Genomic DNA, 17,046 nt, shown 5'->3' with positions numbered 1-17,046 from the left:
TGAGTTTTTGTTAGAAAGCGAAGTCCCTTCAGCGTAAGGGTACCTACGGTATAGGCTAGGACTGGGATTGCGATAAGGCCCCAAAGAAATTGCAGATAGTAGATGGCCATAGGGAATGAATGGTTAGAAGAACTGAAAGAAACAAAGATCCCGTATCCTACGCAAAAATCTGACGAGATCCATTCCGAGTGAAAAAGCGCCTACACCCCGGGCATGTGCCCAACCAAGTATCCACCAGGTATACCAGAGCCAGGTGACAGGCGGCCAGTACCGCTGGCTCCGCTTACCGGTGCATGGGTACTTTTATCTTCATCGACAGGCAGCTTCAGACTGAGGCAAGATAGGCAAAAGTATGCGCAAGAATGGTGATTTATGTTGTTAGAGGCCTCTCTAGCTGGAAGCATTCTCCAGAACAGGGGCTTAATGCCGCGAAACAGTGCCTCATGTTTCGGCCCATGCAGATGACATACAAAGCAGCCAATCGCATCCGAGCTGGCGCTCCCACTTGCCGTTGGTTAGAGGGAGTAAGATCTGGACGAAAGCATACGCACGTACAGAAATCGAATTCTGGAATCGAGTTTATCAGCTCATTGGGGCTCTTCCGGCGGTGTCGGTCCCTACATGTTCGCCCTCATCGGGCTGGGCTGTCTGCATCCGGGGTTTCATCGGGCTGGGTTTCAGGGCTCTCGTCTTCGGCCCCTTGTTCGTAGGCCGAGCTGCGCTCGCAGGCCGAGGGAGAATACTTTAGGCTAAAGCGGTTGAAAAACAGGGTCTTATCATCTTCCTTGCCTATCACCAGCTGGTAGGGATAGTCGTCGGGTTTTTTCTGCATCTTCAGCAGCTGCTCCTCCAGCACCTGGGTGGTGCCTATGTGGCTGCTTACCGCCTTTATGTAGCCCTCGGTTACCTCCAGGTATAGGTACTCAAAATCGTTAGCCCAGCCAATGTAGAGGAAAAGGGTATCGGCCCGTTGGTTTCCACGCGCGTCGGGGCGACCAAACACGTATGCTGCTCGAGCAGATACCTGCTTGTTCAGCGTTTCGCCAGCCATTGCCAGCAGGTTGGCATCTTCTGCGGTGTAGAAGGCATTGGCAGCCGGGCAGTAGCGCAGCTTCAGCCCGCTTATCACCAGGTCGTTTTCCATATACTGGCCTAGCTTCAGCTGTGCGAGGTCGTCCAGCTTTGGGGCTTGTTCCAGCCATACCTGGCTAGGTAGCTCATCGGGCTTCTCGGTTTCCTTGCCTGCTACCATCAGCTCCGACAGGTACTCCTGGGTGTGCCGTGCAGACAGGTCTGCAGGAAACTGGTTGAAGCCATCTCGCACCATACGACTGCCATATTTGTAGAAGGCGCTTCGCAGGTCCTTGGGAAAGTCCAGGGTAATGCTTACCTGCCCATCCATCTTTTCGGGGTCGCCATGCTGGGTCATTGCGCCCGCTACGCGCATCTTCAGGGTGTTGGCCAGTGGGTTATCCGGCACGGGCCAGGCCATCAGGCCCCGGGCGGTCTTCACCTCCAGTCTGTCGTCGGTCTCCATCACATTGCCCAAAAAGCTCTTGCCTAGTAGCTTATCCGTAGGGCCTATCCGAAACTTTCCTACGCTCTTGTCATAGGTTAGGGCGCCATAGGCTGTCAATATATCTCGATCCTTGGCCTGGCTGGCGCTCTTCTGCTCCAGGAATAGCTGGTAGAAGTACCGGTTGCGCAGCGAGGCATAGTAGCTCATCCCTACCGACTTTCCGCGTAGTTTCTGGGCATCTATCTTCACAATTACCGTATCCGGGTTTACAAATCCATCCTTGAAGGCGATCCATTCATCAAAGGTGGGGTTATCAAACTCTACTTTCACCTCTCCCTCAAAAGCCAGGAAGCGCTGATTGGCCGTTATGGTGGCGGTGTTGCGGAAGAGTATTTTTTCGGATAAGTAAAACTTGTCTGCCTCCAGTATTTCGCCATAGCCCACGCTCAGGCTATCTCCTAGCACCTTGATGGTATTGAAGTAGATCTCCTGTGGCTGGCCCAATACATTGGCATACAGGTACCTGGCCTTGGCCTTATAGTTGTAGGCATCCTGGATATCGGCTACGGCGCTATACAACTGGTGGTAGCGGGTGCTGTCATCAAAGACAATGCGTGCATTATTCAGGGTATTCATCTTACCACTAGGCAGGATGGTTACCTGTGCACTATCCGGGTAGAGGATGGCATCGGCCACGTGTATGCTATCTGCCTCCTTGATTTCCAGTCGCTGGTTCAGGGTATCAAATAGGGCAACCTGGCCCTCAAAACGGAGGCCCCGCATGGCCGGATTCGTACTCTCAAAGAAATTCAGCTGGGGATTGGTAGTGTTGCTTGCCAGGCTGATCTCGGCAGTTTTATGATTGTAGTGGCCCTTGCCCAGCGAGGTGCGGTACTGCAGGCCTGGGAAGCTATTGTTTGCCACGCCTGGCTCGCGGCTATAGAAGTTGGCTTGTCCCTCCTTTACATCATATTCGAGAACCGAATTCTCAGCCTGGAAGTACAGGCGTGTGGGCAGCTTTGGGTCGGCCACACGCAGGGTACCAGCAGCAGCCGTCAGCTTGCTATCGCTCATGTCGATCGAATCACTCTCCAGCTGCATATCTCCCATGGTCAGCACCCCGTCGCCATAGGCACCCCGGGGCGTTATCACAATTCTTCCCAGAAACTCCGCGGTTCCGTTGTAAAAAACAAACGGTTCCTTGTACGCACTCTCCAGCACCAGTCTTTCTGCCTTGGGGTACCAGGTATACTTGCAGTGCGCCACAGAGATATCCGGATAGCTAGCCCCTCCGTGGGCTCCGTCCTGTAGCCGCAGGTTTCTCGTCTTGGCCATTACGCTATCAAAGTGGAACGTGAAGGTATCGCTCTCGGCTTGGCAGGCCAGGTATTCTATCTTCCCATTTCCCCACAGGCCATAGCTGTCCATGGTCAGCTCGTTATAAAACCGTCCCTTGCCCTGGTAGGCCTGCCAGCCCGCTGGCGGCGTTAGCTGGTGCACGCCATAGGTGTCGTCTGCCACGGGCTTTAGCGTATCTCGAAAAGGCTCAAATATCTCGGCACATTCAAACTCGCCCAGAAACTCCAGCCCTCGGAGGTCGCAAGTTTCCAGGCTGTCTATCACAAAGGGATCGAGGATAAAATGTAGCTTGTCTCGGCTATACTGCCGGGCCTGTACGTCCTCCTCGTCCCAGTACACAAAGGCTTCGGTATGGCTATCGAACACCGGGTACATACCATGCGGCTTGTAAGCACTCTTATTGTTGGGCTGGGTAATGTAGATGGCGCCGGTAATGTCCTCTATGCGCAGGCGCTTCAGCGCACGCAGTACGCGGCTACTTAGCTGGTCTGGCTGGTAGAATTTGTCTCGCTCGGGTACAAAACGTATGTAGTCTATAGAGTCGCAGTCAATCTTGTTATCGGCATAGGAGTATCGAAAAGCCGAATGCCCCTTAGCCTCCAGGTTTGCCTTCCCAGCTTTTACCCCACCAGCCCAGTCCAGTGTTCGGTTTTCATACACGCTCACTTTATAGCTCTCCGGGTAGGCCGATACGAGCACGCTATCGTTTAGGTAAAAGAGCTCTACCCCACGCATGTTTATCTCTTTGCTAGGGTACAGCAGGTAGGCATTGTCTCCACCCTCCACATAGGTCTGTAGCACCAGCTTATCATAGTCTCGCCAGTGGTTTATGCTGGCACCCCAGCGGATCAGCTTGGGGCGTATGGTGATAATCTCGGTCTGTCGGTTGAAGTCCACAAAACCGGCACCCGACAGGATGCGCAGCTGCTCCAGAAAACTCGCCTTGCTCTTCTCGTGGCCAAAGCGCCGCAGGACTTCATCCACGCTATAGTCGTAGTGGGGCCGTACCTCCAGGGTCTGCGTCTTGGCATCGGGAGCCTGCTTAACTTCTGTGGGATTCGACTTGGCGGGCAAAACCTCTACCGACCCATAGCTTTCGTCCTGCTCCTCTTGCGCTTCTTGCTCATATTCCTCCGCTATCTCCTCGTCTTCCTGGCTGCCCACATTCCATTCCGACCCAAAGTCGGCAAAATCCAGGCTGCCCGGGTTTTCCTGCGTGTTTTCGTTGCTTCTGTCATTCCACTCAAAGCCACTCAGTTGGTCTTCGGCCTCGGCCTGGCGCTGCTGTATCTGCTTCTGGCGCACTTGGCTGGCTCTCTTTGCTTCGCGCTGGCGCTTTAGGTCCTCCAGATACACTTTGTAAATCATCCCGATGGGATTGAAGTACTGAGTTCCGTTTAGCTTCATGTAGGTCTGCGCATCGAACCAGTCCTGGCTCTGGAGGGCAAATTTCTTCCACTCCTGTGCAATGGCCGACCCAAAGTGCAGGGTATCATTGGCCAGGTTCCAGCTCACCTCATCTATGTAGAACTCCATGCGGTGGTGGCTGCTGTAGATGGGCTGCCAGCTGGCCGGCGAGTCGCGGTCTATGAGGAGGCGTAGCTGGCGGGTTCCGGTATCGAAAAACAGGTCGATCATGGGGTGATACAGCGAGTCTCCGCCGGGTAGCAGGAGTGATGCGCGTACAAACTTCTGGTTGATCTGTGGATCCTCCAGGCTTACCTCTCTTAGCTGGGCGCGCAGCACCAGGGTGTCGGCGCGCTTGATCCGCAGCTCAGCCGCATGCCGGTCATCGCTGCTGCCATATCGATGTTTCCCCTTCAGCGCAAAACCGCCCACATAGTCTACCCCTGGCAGGATATTGGGAATCTCTACGCGTTCGCCCTGGCTGTAGAACTGGGGGTACTGTAGCCTTTCCGGGTCCCCACCTTGGGCAAAATCCTCGACCAGCCTACCGGCCAGCTTAGCAGCCGGCCCACCCGCATAGGTCAGTGTTACCGAGTCTGCCGTCCAGGCGGTCTCGGCACAGTTTATCCGATAGCTCTTCAGGCTACAGTATACGGCCCCGCCGTCCAGGCCGGCACGCGTCCAGGCATAGGTGCCTCCCTGCCCCTCCCACAGCCAGCGCAGGGGGTGGTACAGCGCATTTGTTTCGGCCAGGGTGCCGCGGGTATAGGCATCCTCGTAGTGGAGAAAAGCACGATCCAGCCGGAGGAGCGGCTCTATAACCTCTATCTTGCGCTTGGCGTCGTACTGCTTCTGTGCTACCAGCCTGGCAGAGTCTGCCTCCACGGTCCAGCGAGATTTTTGCGTATCGTACAGCAGGCCCTGGCCTAGTACCTGGGCCAGGCGGTCGTTATAGCGCTGAAACTGCCCCTCTGCCGCCAGCCCGCCACGGGCCACATAAATGACCTTGAGGTAGTTATCCAGCGGTAGGCGGATGGAAAGCACACTATCCTTCAGCAAGTGGGTCATGTCCAGCAGCAGCAGGCCATGTGGCACCAGCTTGTAGCCCGGCTCCCGGAGTAGCAGGCCCAGGGTCTTGGCTATCAGGGTGCGTTCGCTGTCGCTCAGCGTGTCGCTCTCGTAGAAGGCCAGGTAATGGCCCAACCACTGGTTGTGTCCGTCGCTTCGCAGTTTTACCACCTCAGTGGCCAGCTCTTGGCCAAAGGTGTCGGCCTTACCTGTCAGCTGCGCCATCACCAGGCCCGGCAGCCAGCACAGTAGAAATACAATTGAATAGCGCATGGAGAGAGGAGCTGGTGCTTGTGTTCGTTTCTCTTGTCAACCCTTATCAAACCGCAGACACGCCCACTCCCCCTCAGCCCACTGATCCGCCAGCGCCAGGCCCAAGGCCTGAACGTGCCGGGAAAGTAGGGGCACATCATAGGTGTAGAATCCACTAAGATATAAACTTCCGCCGGGCTGTAGCAACTGTGCATAGGCCGGGGCATGCTGTAGCAGAATGTTTCGGTTAATATTGGCGAGGATGGTATGATAGAATGTGCCGTCCGGTATGGCCGCAGGCTCGCCCACCTGCACACAGTGGGCCTGCTGGCCATTCAGTGCCAGGTTATCGCGGGTGTTTTCTACACACTGGGGGTCTATGTCGTAGAAATCGCAGCGCTCGGCGCCATTGGCCAGGGCGTATATGCCCAGTATGCCCGTGCCGCAGCCCATGTCTAGCACGCGGCCATAGGGCTGCTGCTGCCGGGCCAGGGCCTGTATCACCAGGCGGGTGGTGGCATGGTGGCCAGTGCCAAAGCTCATCTGGGGCTGGATGCACAGCACGGTGGGATAGCCCTGGGCCGGGGGATGAAAGCGCGCATGGATGTAGCACACCCCGGGTATGGCAATGGGTTCATAGTGCTGCTCCCACGCCTGGTTCCAGTTCTGCTCGGGCATCTCCTCCCTACAATACTGCACGCCGGGGTAATGGGCCAGCACCGCCTGCAGGGCTGCTTCGTCAAAGTCTGTCTCGGCTATATAAGCCACCATCTGGTGGGGCTGCTGCCAGTAGCTGTCGTAGGCCAGGTCATCCAGCTCGGCTATCAGCAGCTCCTGCTGGGGTTCGGGGCATGGGCTCAGGGTTACTTGTAGCATCGCGAATCGTGGTATCGGCAGGTAAGGGGGCCGCAAGTAGCGACTTCAGGTTCAAGTAATGTATACAAAATCCGGTTTTAGGATCGCACACTTTACTTCTTCGATGGGGTTTCAGGTAAGATGGCAAAGCCATGCCCGGGTCTGTTACCACCCAATCCAGTTTATACTCTTGAACTAGCTTGAAGCGAACCTGATCTCTGGTAAGCCCTTTGTTCTCCGGGCGCTGCTTGTAGTTCAGGTAGAACAGTATGTTTCGAGTGGCATTCTGCCCGGCATCTGTGGAATCCCAGTTTATCTCATCATCAAAAAGACTTACAAAACCATAATAATTTGGGAGAACAGTCAATTCAAAAATAAAGTCCGTATAATAGGAGGTGGTAAAAATGTCTATATACCTATTGGATGAAGTATCCTGAATGTAGCCGCCTACTTTGCTCTTATGGTCTTGTAGTGCTACCTCCTCAAAAAAAGAATCTGAGAATGTACTATCGGGCGGCATTGAACTTATCGATCTATGTGTATTGAGCGAAACCAACGAATGATACAGATCTAATATAACAACGACGTAGCATAAAAATCTTAATGGAATCGAAAATCTATGAAAATGAACAGCAATCAATACTAGAAGAATCAAATAAAGCGAAAGGAAACTAAATCTCGTTAGTTGATCGGAATCTCCAAACAAAATTCCCTTAACGAGAAAGGAGCTTACACTACCCAATAGAAACAGAATAACAAAAAGTATCAACCCAATCTTAATTGTAATCGGGAATAGATCCCTAAATCTAGTTTTGTTCTGAAGGGCAAATAAAAGAACCAAAATAACCCATGGAAGTGTAGAAAAAAACAGAAAGCCCAGATAAATAATTTCTCTTCTCAAAAACTCAAAGGTCGCGATAGATTTTATAGTAATATAAAAATCTAAACTTTCTATGCTTTTATGACTACCACCTTGAATAGTTGTAATATTATAGAAAATATAGTAGAATAAAGACACAGAAATGACCGAAAAAGTTACATAAAATAACTTGTCCCATGGTTTTCCTTTATTCGTAAAATTTTTCTTAAATAGCAGAAATGAAGTGAGATAGAAACAAGAAAAAGTCCAGACAACTAAGGCGCCAGATATAAAAACAAGCCCTGTACTGATGCACACAGATAGAACCCTCATCTTCCTCTTCCATAGCAAGAGAATCAAAGAAAAGAATGCAGCTAAATAAGATACTTTTGTGAGATAAGATGGTCTCAGAAACAAGGCATAATCATGTAGGCCGGCATGGTGCTTTGGAGGAAGAAAATCATAGAATACAGGTGATGTTTGGCCAATAATGGAGAGCGAAATAAAGAGAAGAACCCAGTATGAAAGTGCGCTATACCATTGTACAACCGAGCAAACCCCAAGCAGGGTGATAAACAGAAACCAGGCCCGTTCATAGGTTTGTATGGTTTCGAGACCGGGAAGCCCTGTAAGATCCGAAAATGCAGCCGAAGTCCACGAATCAAAATAGTGATACATGGCATTTCCGTACTGACTGGGCTCAAGTAACGTGTAGACCGGAAGCCTGTTTTCTGCTAAACCTTCAGACAGGTTCTTGCCTATCTGCGCATAAAAGCCATGGTCGCTTTGCGAGCTAATAAATGGCAGATCGGGATGTCCGTTTAGATTTGAGAGGAAATAAATCCCCATATACAGGAGGTAGACGCCTCCCAATAAAATTGCAGGGCCTGCCTGAATAGGCTTAGGCTTGCCTTCTCCATGCCCAATTACAGGTTTGTCATACCGACGAAAGCCAATAAGTGCAAGGCCAAACGTAAGTAATAGCCCGCTCAGGATTGTATTGAAGCCGCTCTTGTACAGGGCGTATAGCAGCACGCCCAGCACCGTGCCCAGTAGCAGGCGGTAAAAAAGCCCCGGCAGCGTGTTGGGTGCGGCGGGCGTTGTTTGGGTAAGGAGGCCGGCGAGCCTGAGGCCGAATGTGCCCAACATAAATGCCAGTAGCGGAATAGCTACCAGCCCCCAGGCAAACTGCAAGTAGTAAATGGTCATAACAACAGTGCGCGGCGACCTTTCAGTCTAAAGCGAATCTATTTTAGATCAGTGCACTTAGGGGCATTTTCCTCGGCTCTGTGTAACCCTTGCCGAGACCAGGCAAAAGAAAAGTAAAAAGATGTACCACTGCCCCGCGGCAGCATGGCTACAACCGGGGTGGGTTGTAACGGATTCGAACCGTTGACCCCTGCCCTGTCAAGGCAGTGCTCTGAACCAGCTGAGCTAACAACCCATGGATTGGCACAAAAATAGAAGAAATGAGCGAAATGCTAATCGCTATCGGGGCGACCTGCCAGCGATACCGCGTAGTAGCGAACCCCGGCCAGGGGCGCGGGGGCATAGGCCAGCCGGGCCAAGGTATACTGAGCCAGGTAGGCAAACAGGGCTTCCAGGTCTGGCTGGTTCGAAAGATCCTTGGGTGCCTCGTCCTTCCGCAGCTGTGCCTGCAGGTCGCGCACGGCCATCAGCTGTAGTACCTCCAGCTGCTGCTGCGTAGCCGGGGCGGTCTCCGGCTCCAGGGCCTGCACATGGTAGCGGCTATACATCAGGTCGGCCTCTGGGCGCTGTAGCTGCCAGTCGCTATGGTGGCCACAGGCAGGGCACTCCACCCGTCCGCTCAGCTGTAGCACCGCTGTGTCTTCCACATCATAGTCTCCGGCGGCCAGTAGCTGGTCTAGCTTCAGCCTCAGCTGGCCGTCCAGCCGGATGGTCTGGTCGCCCAGCTGTAGCATCTCCACCAGCTGCGCACCCCGGATGTACAGGGGCAAATCTGTAGCACCCAGGAAGCGGGTATCGCAGGCGGGGCAGGCCAGCGTGTCCGGGCCGGGGGCGGCATATAGGGGTTTCATTGGGCAAAGGTACGGCTTCTGCCTGCAACCCCAAAAAGTGCGATAACAAGCCGTGGTAGCACCTGGCCGCATACCTACCTTTTGGTACACTTCTTGCTTATCTTTACCACACATTAAAAACTGAAATCCATGAAGACATCGCTGTTTCTATTTGCCTTGCTGTTTGTTTCTATGCTCACTGGCAGGGGCTATGCGCAAGAGGCCCCGGCAGAGACCTATGAGTTTCGCCGCCCGGTGGTGATGCTGGATGGCAAGGAAATTCTGGATCCGGATTTTGGGAAAGGCAAAAACCCACACCAGCTCACACTAAAGAACCTGAAGCCCGGATCGGAGGTGAAACTACGCTACATGAACCCGGTTCAGGAAAAAATAAAGGTAGTAAGCCTGGTGCCCGAAAGCGGCGAGCTAAGCCAGAGCCTAAACCTGCACCCCAAGCTGTACCTGAAAATGAAATACCGGAATATGGAAAACAAGCGGCAGAAAACCGAGATCCGGCGGTAGCGGGAGCAAGCAGCAGCCAGCGGACGATGCCACGGAAGGGACTAAAACCCGAACTGGCAGCAGCACCTGTACTGAGAGAGGACACGTGGAATACTGCCATAAGTTCTGGAAATCTGGCAAAAAAGACTAGCCGGGCAGCGTTTGGCTTTATCTTTGCAGATCAATAGAGAACCCTAGCCAAGTTATGCCACAGATATCTCAACGTGGGCTTGCCATGCCCCCATCGCCGATCCGTAAACTGGTGCCCTATGCCGAGGCTGCCAAAGCCCGGGGTGTGCACGTATATCACCTGAACATCGGGCAGCCCGACCTGCCCACACCCCAGCCATTCTGGGATGCTGTGCGCAGCTACTGCGACACACCCGTGCTGGAATATAGCCACTCGGCAGGCCTCATCAGCTATCGGCGGGCACTGGGCACCTACTACCAGCAGCGCCACGGGCTACACATACAGGCCGACGAGATACTGGTAACCACCGGGGGCAGCGAGGCACTCCGCTTCGCCCTGGCAGCCTGCCTCAATCCGGGAGATGAAATCATCATCCCTGAGCCCTTCTATGCCAACTACAATGGCTTTGCACTGGAAAACGGCGTGAAAGTGGTACCCATTACCACCCGCGTGGAGGATAACTTTGATCTGCCGGATATCCGTCAGTTTGAGGCACTGATTACCCCCCGGACCAAAGCCATCCTGCTGTGCAACCCCAGCAATCCCACGGGCAAGCTGTACAACCCACAGGACCTGGAGAAGCTGCGGGCACTGGTGCTGGCGCACGATTTGTTCCTGATCAGCGACGAAGCCTACCAGGAGTTTGCCTACGATGGCGAATCCTTTGTAAGTGCCCTGAGCCTGCCGGGCCTGGAGCAGCAGGTAGTGGTGGTAGACACCGTAAGCAAGCGCTGGAGCGCCTGCGGGGCGCGTATCGGTGCCCTCATCACGCGGAATAAAGCCGTGTACGATGCCACCATCCGCATGGCACAGGCCCGCCTAAGCCCCCCCACCCTGGGCCAGGTGGGCAGCGAGGCCCTATGCCGACTGCCCGACAGCTACTACGACGAAGTACGCCGCGAATATGTGGCTCGCCGAAACACGGTGCTCAGTGCCCTGCAGCAGATGCCCGGTGTAACCTGCCCCCATGTGAGCGGCGCCTTCTACGTAATGCCCCGGCTGCCGATTGACGACTCAGACACTTTCTGCCGGTGGCTGCTGGAGGAATTTGAGCAGGAAAAGAGCACCGTGATGCTGGCACCCGGCACCGGCTTCTACGCTACCCCAGGCCTGGGTAAGCAGGAGGTGCGCATTGCCTATGTGCTGGAGCGCCCCCAGCTGGAGCAGGCCATGCGCGTGCTGGCCCTGGCCCTGCAGCAGTACCCGGGCCGCACGCAGCAGGCCCACCTGGCCGACAGGGCTGCACAGTAGGCCACAGGTGCATTTGCACACAAGGGCATACTGCACCGACCGCGCGGGCTAAGCACGCTAGCTGCCATACCCCAGGCCCTACCGGGCTGCTGCCAAAATGCTGTATATTCGCGGCGAACTAGCCTGTGCATCATTAACTATTGAAAGAAATGGGATTACTAGACGGAAAAAAAGGGATTATCACCGGCGCATTGGATGAGCAATCCATAGCCTGGAAAGTAGCCGAAAAGGCACATGCCGAGGGTGCGCAGATCCTGCTGACCAATGCACCTGTAGCCCTGCGCATGGGCAAGCTGAATGAGCTGGCCGAAAAGACAGGCAGCCAGATAGTGGGGGCAGATGCCACCAGCCTGGAGGACCTGAACAAGCTATATGATGTGGCAAGTGAGCAGTTTGGCAAAGTCGACTTTCTGCTGCACAGCATAGGCATGAGTGTAAACGTGCGAAAGGGCAAGGCCTACACCGACCTGAACTATGACTGGCTGCAGAAGACGTATGACATTTCATCCATCAGCTTCCACAAGATGATGCAGCTGGCCTACCAGCGCGATCTATTCAACGAATGGGGCAGCATAGTGGCCCTTAGCTATGTGGCTGCTCAGCGCACCTTCCCAGACTATAGCGATATGAGCGAGGCCAAGGCCCTGCTGGAGAGCTATGCCCGCACCTTTGGCTACTACTATGGCAAGAAGGCCAAGGTACGGGTAAACACCATCAGCCAAAGCCCCACCCCCACCACAGCGGGCAGTGGCGTAAAGGGATTCCAGGAGATGCTGGACTTTGCCGAGAAGATGAGCCCCCTGGGCAACGCCACGGCAGACGACTGTGCAAACCTGTGCATCATGCTGTTTAGCAACTATACCCGCCGCATCACCATGCAGAACCTGTACAGCGATGGCGGCTTCAGCAGCATGGGGGTAAGCCCCGAGCTGCTGGGTGCCTAGGCCACCCCAATACCTCATCTACGCCCGAAGGAGGCATGAGCCCAGTGCTTGTGCCTCCTTCTTGTTTTGTACTGCAGCCTGGCCCAATGCTGCAGGCCATGGCGCAAATCACATGTAAATCAAAATTTTATTTTAATAATAAGATGTAAATAAGATATATTAAAAACTAAAAATTGATTAAAATAAAAATATAGAATTTTATTTCAAAAAACACTTGCATCCAGTAGCCTGGTGCCGTAGTTTTGTAGCGTAATCACAAAAAAGAAAATAAAATGAGCCATCACTTCGAAACCCTACAGCTGCATGCCGGGCATGCACCCCAGGAAGACCCCACCCGTAGCCGGGCCGTGCCTATCTACCAGACCACCAGCTATGTGTTTGATGACCATACCCACGGGGCCAACCTTTTTGGCCTGAAGGAGTTTGGCAACATCTACACGCGCCTGATGAACCCCACCACCGATGTGCTGGAGAAACGCATAGCCGCCCTGGAGGGGGGCGTGGCAGCCCTGGCCGTAAGCAGCGGGCAGGCAGCCCAGTTCCTGGCACTCACCAACCTGGTAACCGCTGGCCAAAACATCGTAAGCACCAGCTACCTGTATGGCGGCACGTACAATCAGTTTAAGGTACAATTCCCCCGCCTGGGCATCACCGTGAAGTTTGCCGACGGAGACAAGGCCGAGAGTTTTGAGGCCCTGATAGACGAAAACACCCGTGCCCTCTACCTGGAGACCATTGGCAACCCGGGCTTCAACATTCCGGACTTTGAGGCCATAGCTGCCGTGGCCCGCAAGCACGACCTGCCCCTGGTGGTAGACAACACCTTTGGTGCGGCAGGCTACCTCTTCCGCCCCCTGGAGCATGGAGCCCACGTAGTAGTGGCCAGCGCCACCAAGTGGATTGGCGGGCATGGCAACAGCCTGGGGGGCATCATTGTAGACGGGGGAAACTACAACTGGGGCAACGGCAAATACCCAGTGTTCAGCGAGCCTAGCCCCGGCTACCATGGTCTGAACTTCTGGGACACCTTTGGCACCGATGGCCCCTTTGGCAACATTGCCTTTATCATCCGCGCACGGGTAGAGGGTCTGCGCGACTACGGTTCGGCCCTCAGCCCCTTCAACGCCTTCCTGCTGCTGCAGGGGCTGGAAACGCTGAGCCTGCGTGTACAGCGGCACGTGGAGAATGCCCAGGCTCTGGCCGAATGGCTGGCACGCCACCCGGCTGTGGAGGCCGTAAACTACCCGGGCCTGCCCAGCAGCCCCTACCACGCACTGGCACAGAAGTACCTGAAGCGTGGCTATGGGGGCGTACTGAGCTTCCGGCTGAAGGGCGGGTATGACCACGCCGTATCCTTTATCAACGAGGTGAAACTGGCAAGCCACCTGGCCAATGTGGGCGATGCCAAAACCCTGGTCATCCACCCCGCCAGCACCACCCACCAGCAGCTGGCCGAGGCGGAACAGCGTGCTGCTGGCGTACTGCCAGACCAGATTCGGGTATCTGTGGGCATAGAACACATAGAGGACCTGAAGGCCGACTTTGAGCAGGCTCTGCAAAAAGTGGCCGTACGCGCCTAAAAAGTGCTGGTAGCACCAATCTGATTGAAAGAAAAAAGTGGCCCCAGACTTCGTTTGGGGCCACTTTGTGTATCCACATACTAGCAGCTAAATCCCTACTTTTGTGCAGAACCCCCTATCTCTGCACATGTCCTCTCCCGAGATTGATCAGCTACTTGCCCAGGCACATGCACTGCGTTATGAAAACCCGCTGGAGACCTGTAGGCTGGCCCGGCAGGCCCTGGCGCTGGCAGAGCAGGCCGAAGACCCAAAGGCCCGGGCACAAGCGCTGCGAATCCTGGGGGCAGGCAACGTTATTCTGTGCGACTTCCGAGAGGCTGTACAATTTCTGAGCGCGGCTTACGAGCTCTTCAAGGCACAGGACGAAGAGGAGGGAAAAATACACACGGCCAGCAACCTGGCAGCCGCTTTTCAGAAAATGGGGAACTATACCCTGGCCCTGCGCTGGAACCTGGAGGCCCTGCGCCAGCGAAACAGCACCCGGATAGACCCCATAACAGCCAATACCCTGATAAACCTGGCCACGGTGTACTACAAGCTGGGGCAGCTGGACCCCTGCGAAGAGTATGCCGAGCAGAGCAAAGAAGCCTTTCATGCCCTGAATGACCTGCACGGCCTGGCCATAGCCTACACCACCCTGGGCAATGTGGCCGAAAAGCGTGGCGACACAGATAAAGCCCTGAAATACCTCCAGATAGCAGAGGTGAATGCCCGAAAACACGACAACCCCGCCACACTGGCACCGGTGCTGCAGAGCATGGGCCTGCTATACCAAAAGACTGGAAAGGAAGGCAAAGCCCTGCTAAACTTCTGGGAAGCGCTGAACATACAAGAGGAGATAGGAGACAAGCAGGCCATGGGCAGCCTGTATGTAGACATGAGCCATGTGCACAATGCCGCAGGTGCCTATGCCGATGCCCTGGAGTATGGAGAGAAGGCACTAAGCCTGGCCCGGGAGATAGGCAACAAGGAAAATGAGTACCAGGCGCACAAGGCACTAAGCCAGCTGTATGAAAAGATAAACGAACACCATGAGGCCCTGTACCACTACAAGCAGTACCACAAGCTGCAGCGCGAAGTAATAGGGGTGCAAACCAGCATGCACCTGAACGTGAACACGGAGATGCAGGGCAGCCTGGACACCCGAGAGCAGCTGGAGCAGCTACGCTACCAGGTGCTGCAGGCCGAGCAGCTCTTCTACGAAAAAACACTGGAGGCAGAGAACCTGGCTGACCAGAAAGACCGCCTGGAGGCCGCCATGCGCCAGAGCCTGCGCATGCAGGAAGGTGCCTTTGCTACCGAAGAAGACCTGCTGGACTTTTTTCCGGACAGCTTCATGTACTATAGGCCCATGCAGGTGGTGCCCCAGACGGTGATGTGGCTGCACAAAACGGAAGACCGCAAGCTACTGGGCCTGCTAGAGTACCCCAATGATGAAGCCGCTACCTACGCCCTGGTAGCCATGCTGACGCACATGACGCGCCACATACTGAATGGAGCCCCCCTGCTAAGCAGTGGCGAGATGCTGCACAAGCTGAACGAAGAGGTAATGAACAATCCCATCTGGCAGCAGCAACTGGTAGCCAACCCGGTAAACGCTGCCTTTGTAGTAATAGACCCCGGGCTGGAGGAGCTGCAGTTCAGTGGAGTAAACCTGCCCCTGCATCTCTTCAGCGGGGGCAAGCACATTGTACTGCAGGGCGACAAACACCCCATAGGGGGTGGGGCCGAAAAATTCAACACCCGCAGCCTGCCGCTGGAGGACGTGGACCGGATCTACCTATGGAACGATGCGCTTGGCCACATTGGCACCGGCAAAAATGCCCTCACACATCAGCTGATCCTGCAGCTGCTAACTAGCCTGCACGGCCGCACCATGCAGAAACAGCGGGTGGAGCTGGAGGAAAGACTGGATGTGCTGCTGGCCGAGCATAGCCCCAGCCACGACCTGGCACTGGTGGGCATACGGCTAAATGGAGCTGGCGGCTAGCAGCTGCGGTCCGAAACTGTATCTTTAGCAGATGCGCACGCTGCTGCTCTCCGCCCTGGCCCTGCGGCTGGCCCTGGGCCTGCTATACTGGGCTGCCACCCCCTGGGAGGTGGTGCCGCTGGCGGGCATACACCGGCCCTATGCCGGTACCGACGGCTACCTGCAGCTGTCTCGCACCGTCTGGGAGGCGGGCCGATGGGCCTACACCCCCACCGGACCTGCCGTGCACAACCGGCCACCCCTGCCCAGCCTGCTTATGCTGCTGGCCAGCTGGGACGCGCAGCACTGGTATGGCTGGTGGCTACTGCTTACTACCGGCCTGCACGTGCTGGGGCTGTGGGCACTGTGCCAGGCTGCCCGCACAGCGGGCAGTACCCGCAGGCAGATCCGCTGGCTGGGCTGGGCCTTTGCCCTGCACCCCCTGCTGCTGGCGGCTGTGCGGGCCAGCACCTTTGTGCCCCTGGCCACGGCCCTGCTCTGCCTGCTCATCTGGGCCTGGGTGGTGTACTGCAAACAGCCGAAGAGGAGGGGGGCGGTGCTACTGGGCCTGCTGTGTGGGCTGCTAGCCCTCACCCATGCTACCCTGCTGGTGGCCGCCCCACTGGTGGCCCTGGGCCTGCTGCCCCGCTGGCGGGCCAGCCTGTGTGTACTGCTGCTGTGCACGGCCTGCCTGCTACCCTGGACCCTGAGAAATGCCTGGGTGTTCCACCGCTTCATACCCGTGGCCACCGGCGCAGGCATCCAGTATTGGAAAGGGGAGAGCGCACTATATGGCCCCACAGACCTGGAGCACCGGGTGTATACCCAGGCCACTGGCCAGCCACTGCACCAGGTATACTATGGCACAGCTACCCTGGCCGAGGAAGACACCCTACTAGCCCTAGCCCGGGCAGACGTACGGGCACGCCCGGGCCACTACCTGGCGCGTACGCTGCACAGCTACCTACTGTTCTGGCTACCCCTGTACGAGCCGTTCTGGAAATGGATAGCTATTCTGTGTAGTGTGGGGCCCCTGTGGGTATTGGCCGTGTGGCGGGGCATGCGGGCACCGCGCTTGTTCTGGGCGCTGCTTCTGCTTGTTCCGCTCCCCTTTGCCCTGCTGGCCGCCCTTACCGGCTACTACCTGATGCTACTGCCCCTGCTACTCTACCTGGCCCTGGGGCCCAGGCTAGGGCGGGCTGTGGGCGGCTAGCACGGGCTAAACTGGCTGGTATCTATCCATCCCCATACAC

Annotated in this window: 10 protein-coding genes and 1 tRNA gene; 6 read left to right on the top strand and 5 right to left on the bottom strand. The window is 55.6% G+C overall.

The window, feature by feature from the left end:
• Positions 1-631: 631 nt before the first annotated feature.
• The 5 genes from LW884_06900 to LW884_06880 form a co-directional block, all read right to left on the bottom strand.
• Complete coding sequence (locus tag LW884_06900) at positions 632-5,626, bottom strand: hypothetical protein (protein MCE3008054.1); 4,995 nt, start codon at positions 5,624-5,626, stop codon at positions 632-634.
• Positions 5,627-5,662: 36 nt separating this feature from the next.
• On the bottom strand, positions 5,663-6,481 hold the full coding sequence (gene prmA, locus LW884_06895; GenBank protein MCE3008053.1) for a 50S ribosomal protein L11 methyltransferase: 819 nt from the start codon (positions 6,479-6,481) through the stop codon (positions 5,663-5,665).
• Positions 6,414-8,528, bottom strand: a complete 2,115-nt coding sequence (locus tag LW884_06890; protein ID MCE3008052.1) for a hypothetical protein — start codon at positions 8,526-8,528, stop codon at positions 6,414-6,416. Before LW884_06890 ends, prmA begins: the two co-directional genes overlap by 68 nt.
• Positions 8,529-8,688: 160 nt before the next feature.
• Positions 8,689-8,763, bottom strand: a tRNA-Val gene (locus tag LW884_06885).
• A 37-nt stretch (positions 8,764-8,800) separates the two neighbouring features.
• Entirely contained in the window at positions 8,801-9,379 is a 579-nt protein-coding gene (locus tag LW884_06880) for a hypothetical protein (protein MCE3008051.1), read from the bottom strand.
• 129 nt (positions 9,380-9,508) lie between these two features.
• Between LW884_06880 and LW884_06875 the strand changes: the two genes are divergently transcribed.
• From LW884_06875 to LW884_06850, 6 genes are all read left to right on the top strand, one after another.
• A complete protein-coding gene (locus LW884_06875; GenBank protein ID MCE3008050.1) occupies positions 9,509-9,880 on the top strand; it encodes a hypothetical protein in 372 nt (123 codons plus the stop codon).
• Between the two features lie 214 nt (positions 9,881-10,094).
• Positions 10,095-11,300: a pyridoxal phosphate-dependent aminotransferase gene (locus tag LW884_06870; protein ID MCE3008049.1), complete on the top strand. Its 1,206-nt coding sequence runs from the start codon at positions 10,095-10,097 to the stop codon at positions 11,298-11,300.
• 149 nt (positions 11,301-11,449) lie between these two features.
• A complete protein-coding gene (locus LW884_06865; protein ID MCE3008048.1) occupies positions 11,450-12,244 on the top strand; it encodes an SDR family oxidoreductase in 795 nt (264 codons plus the stop codon).
• Between the two features lie 272 nt (positions 12,245-12,516).
• A complete protein-coding gene (locus tag LW884_06860) occupies positions 12,517-13,824 on the top strand; it encodes an O-acetylhomoserine aminocarboxypropyltransferase/cysteine synthase (protein MCE3008047.1) in 1,308 nt (435 codons plus the stop codon).
• A gap of 127 nt (positions 13,825-13,951) precedes the next feature.
• Positions 13,952-15,814 (top strand): tetratricopeptide repeat protein, encoded by a 1,863-nt coding sequence (locus LW884_06855; protein ID MCE3008046.1) that lies wholly within the window; start codon positions 13,952-13,954, stop codon positions 15,812-15,814.
• A 31-nt stretch (positions 15,815-15,845) separates the two neighbouring features.
• Positions 15,846-17,006, top strand: a complete 1,161-nt coding sequence (locus LW884_06850; protein ID MCE3008045.1) for a hypothetical protein — start codon at positions 15,846-15,848, stop codon at positions 17,004-17,006.
• Positions 17,007-17,046: the final 40 nt, after the last annotated feature.

This window comes from Bacteroidota bacterium, from assembly GCA_021300195.1.
Taxonomy (GTDB): domain Bacteria; phylum Bacteroidota; class Bacteroidia; order J057; family JAJTIE01; genus JAJTIE01.
The sequence above is the reverse complement of the archived record's forward strand: the minus strand, read 5'-3'. Positions and strand labels throughout refer to the sequence as shown.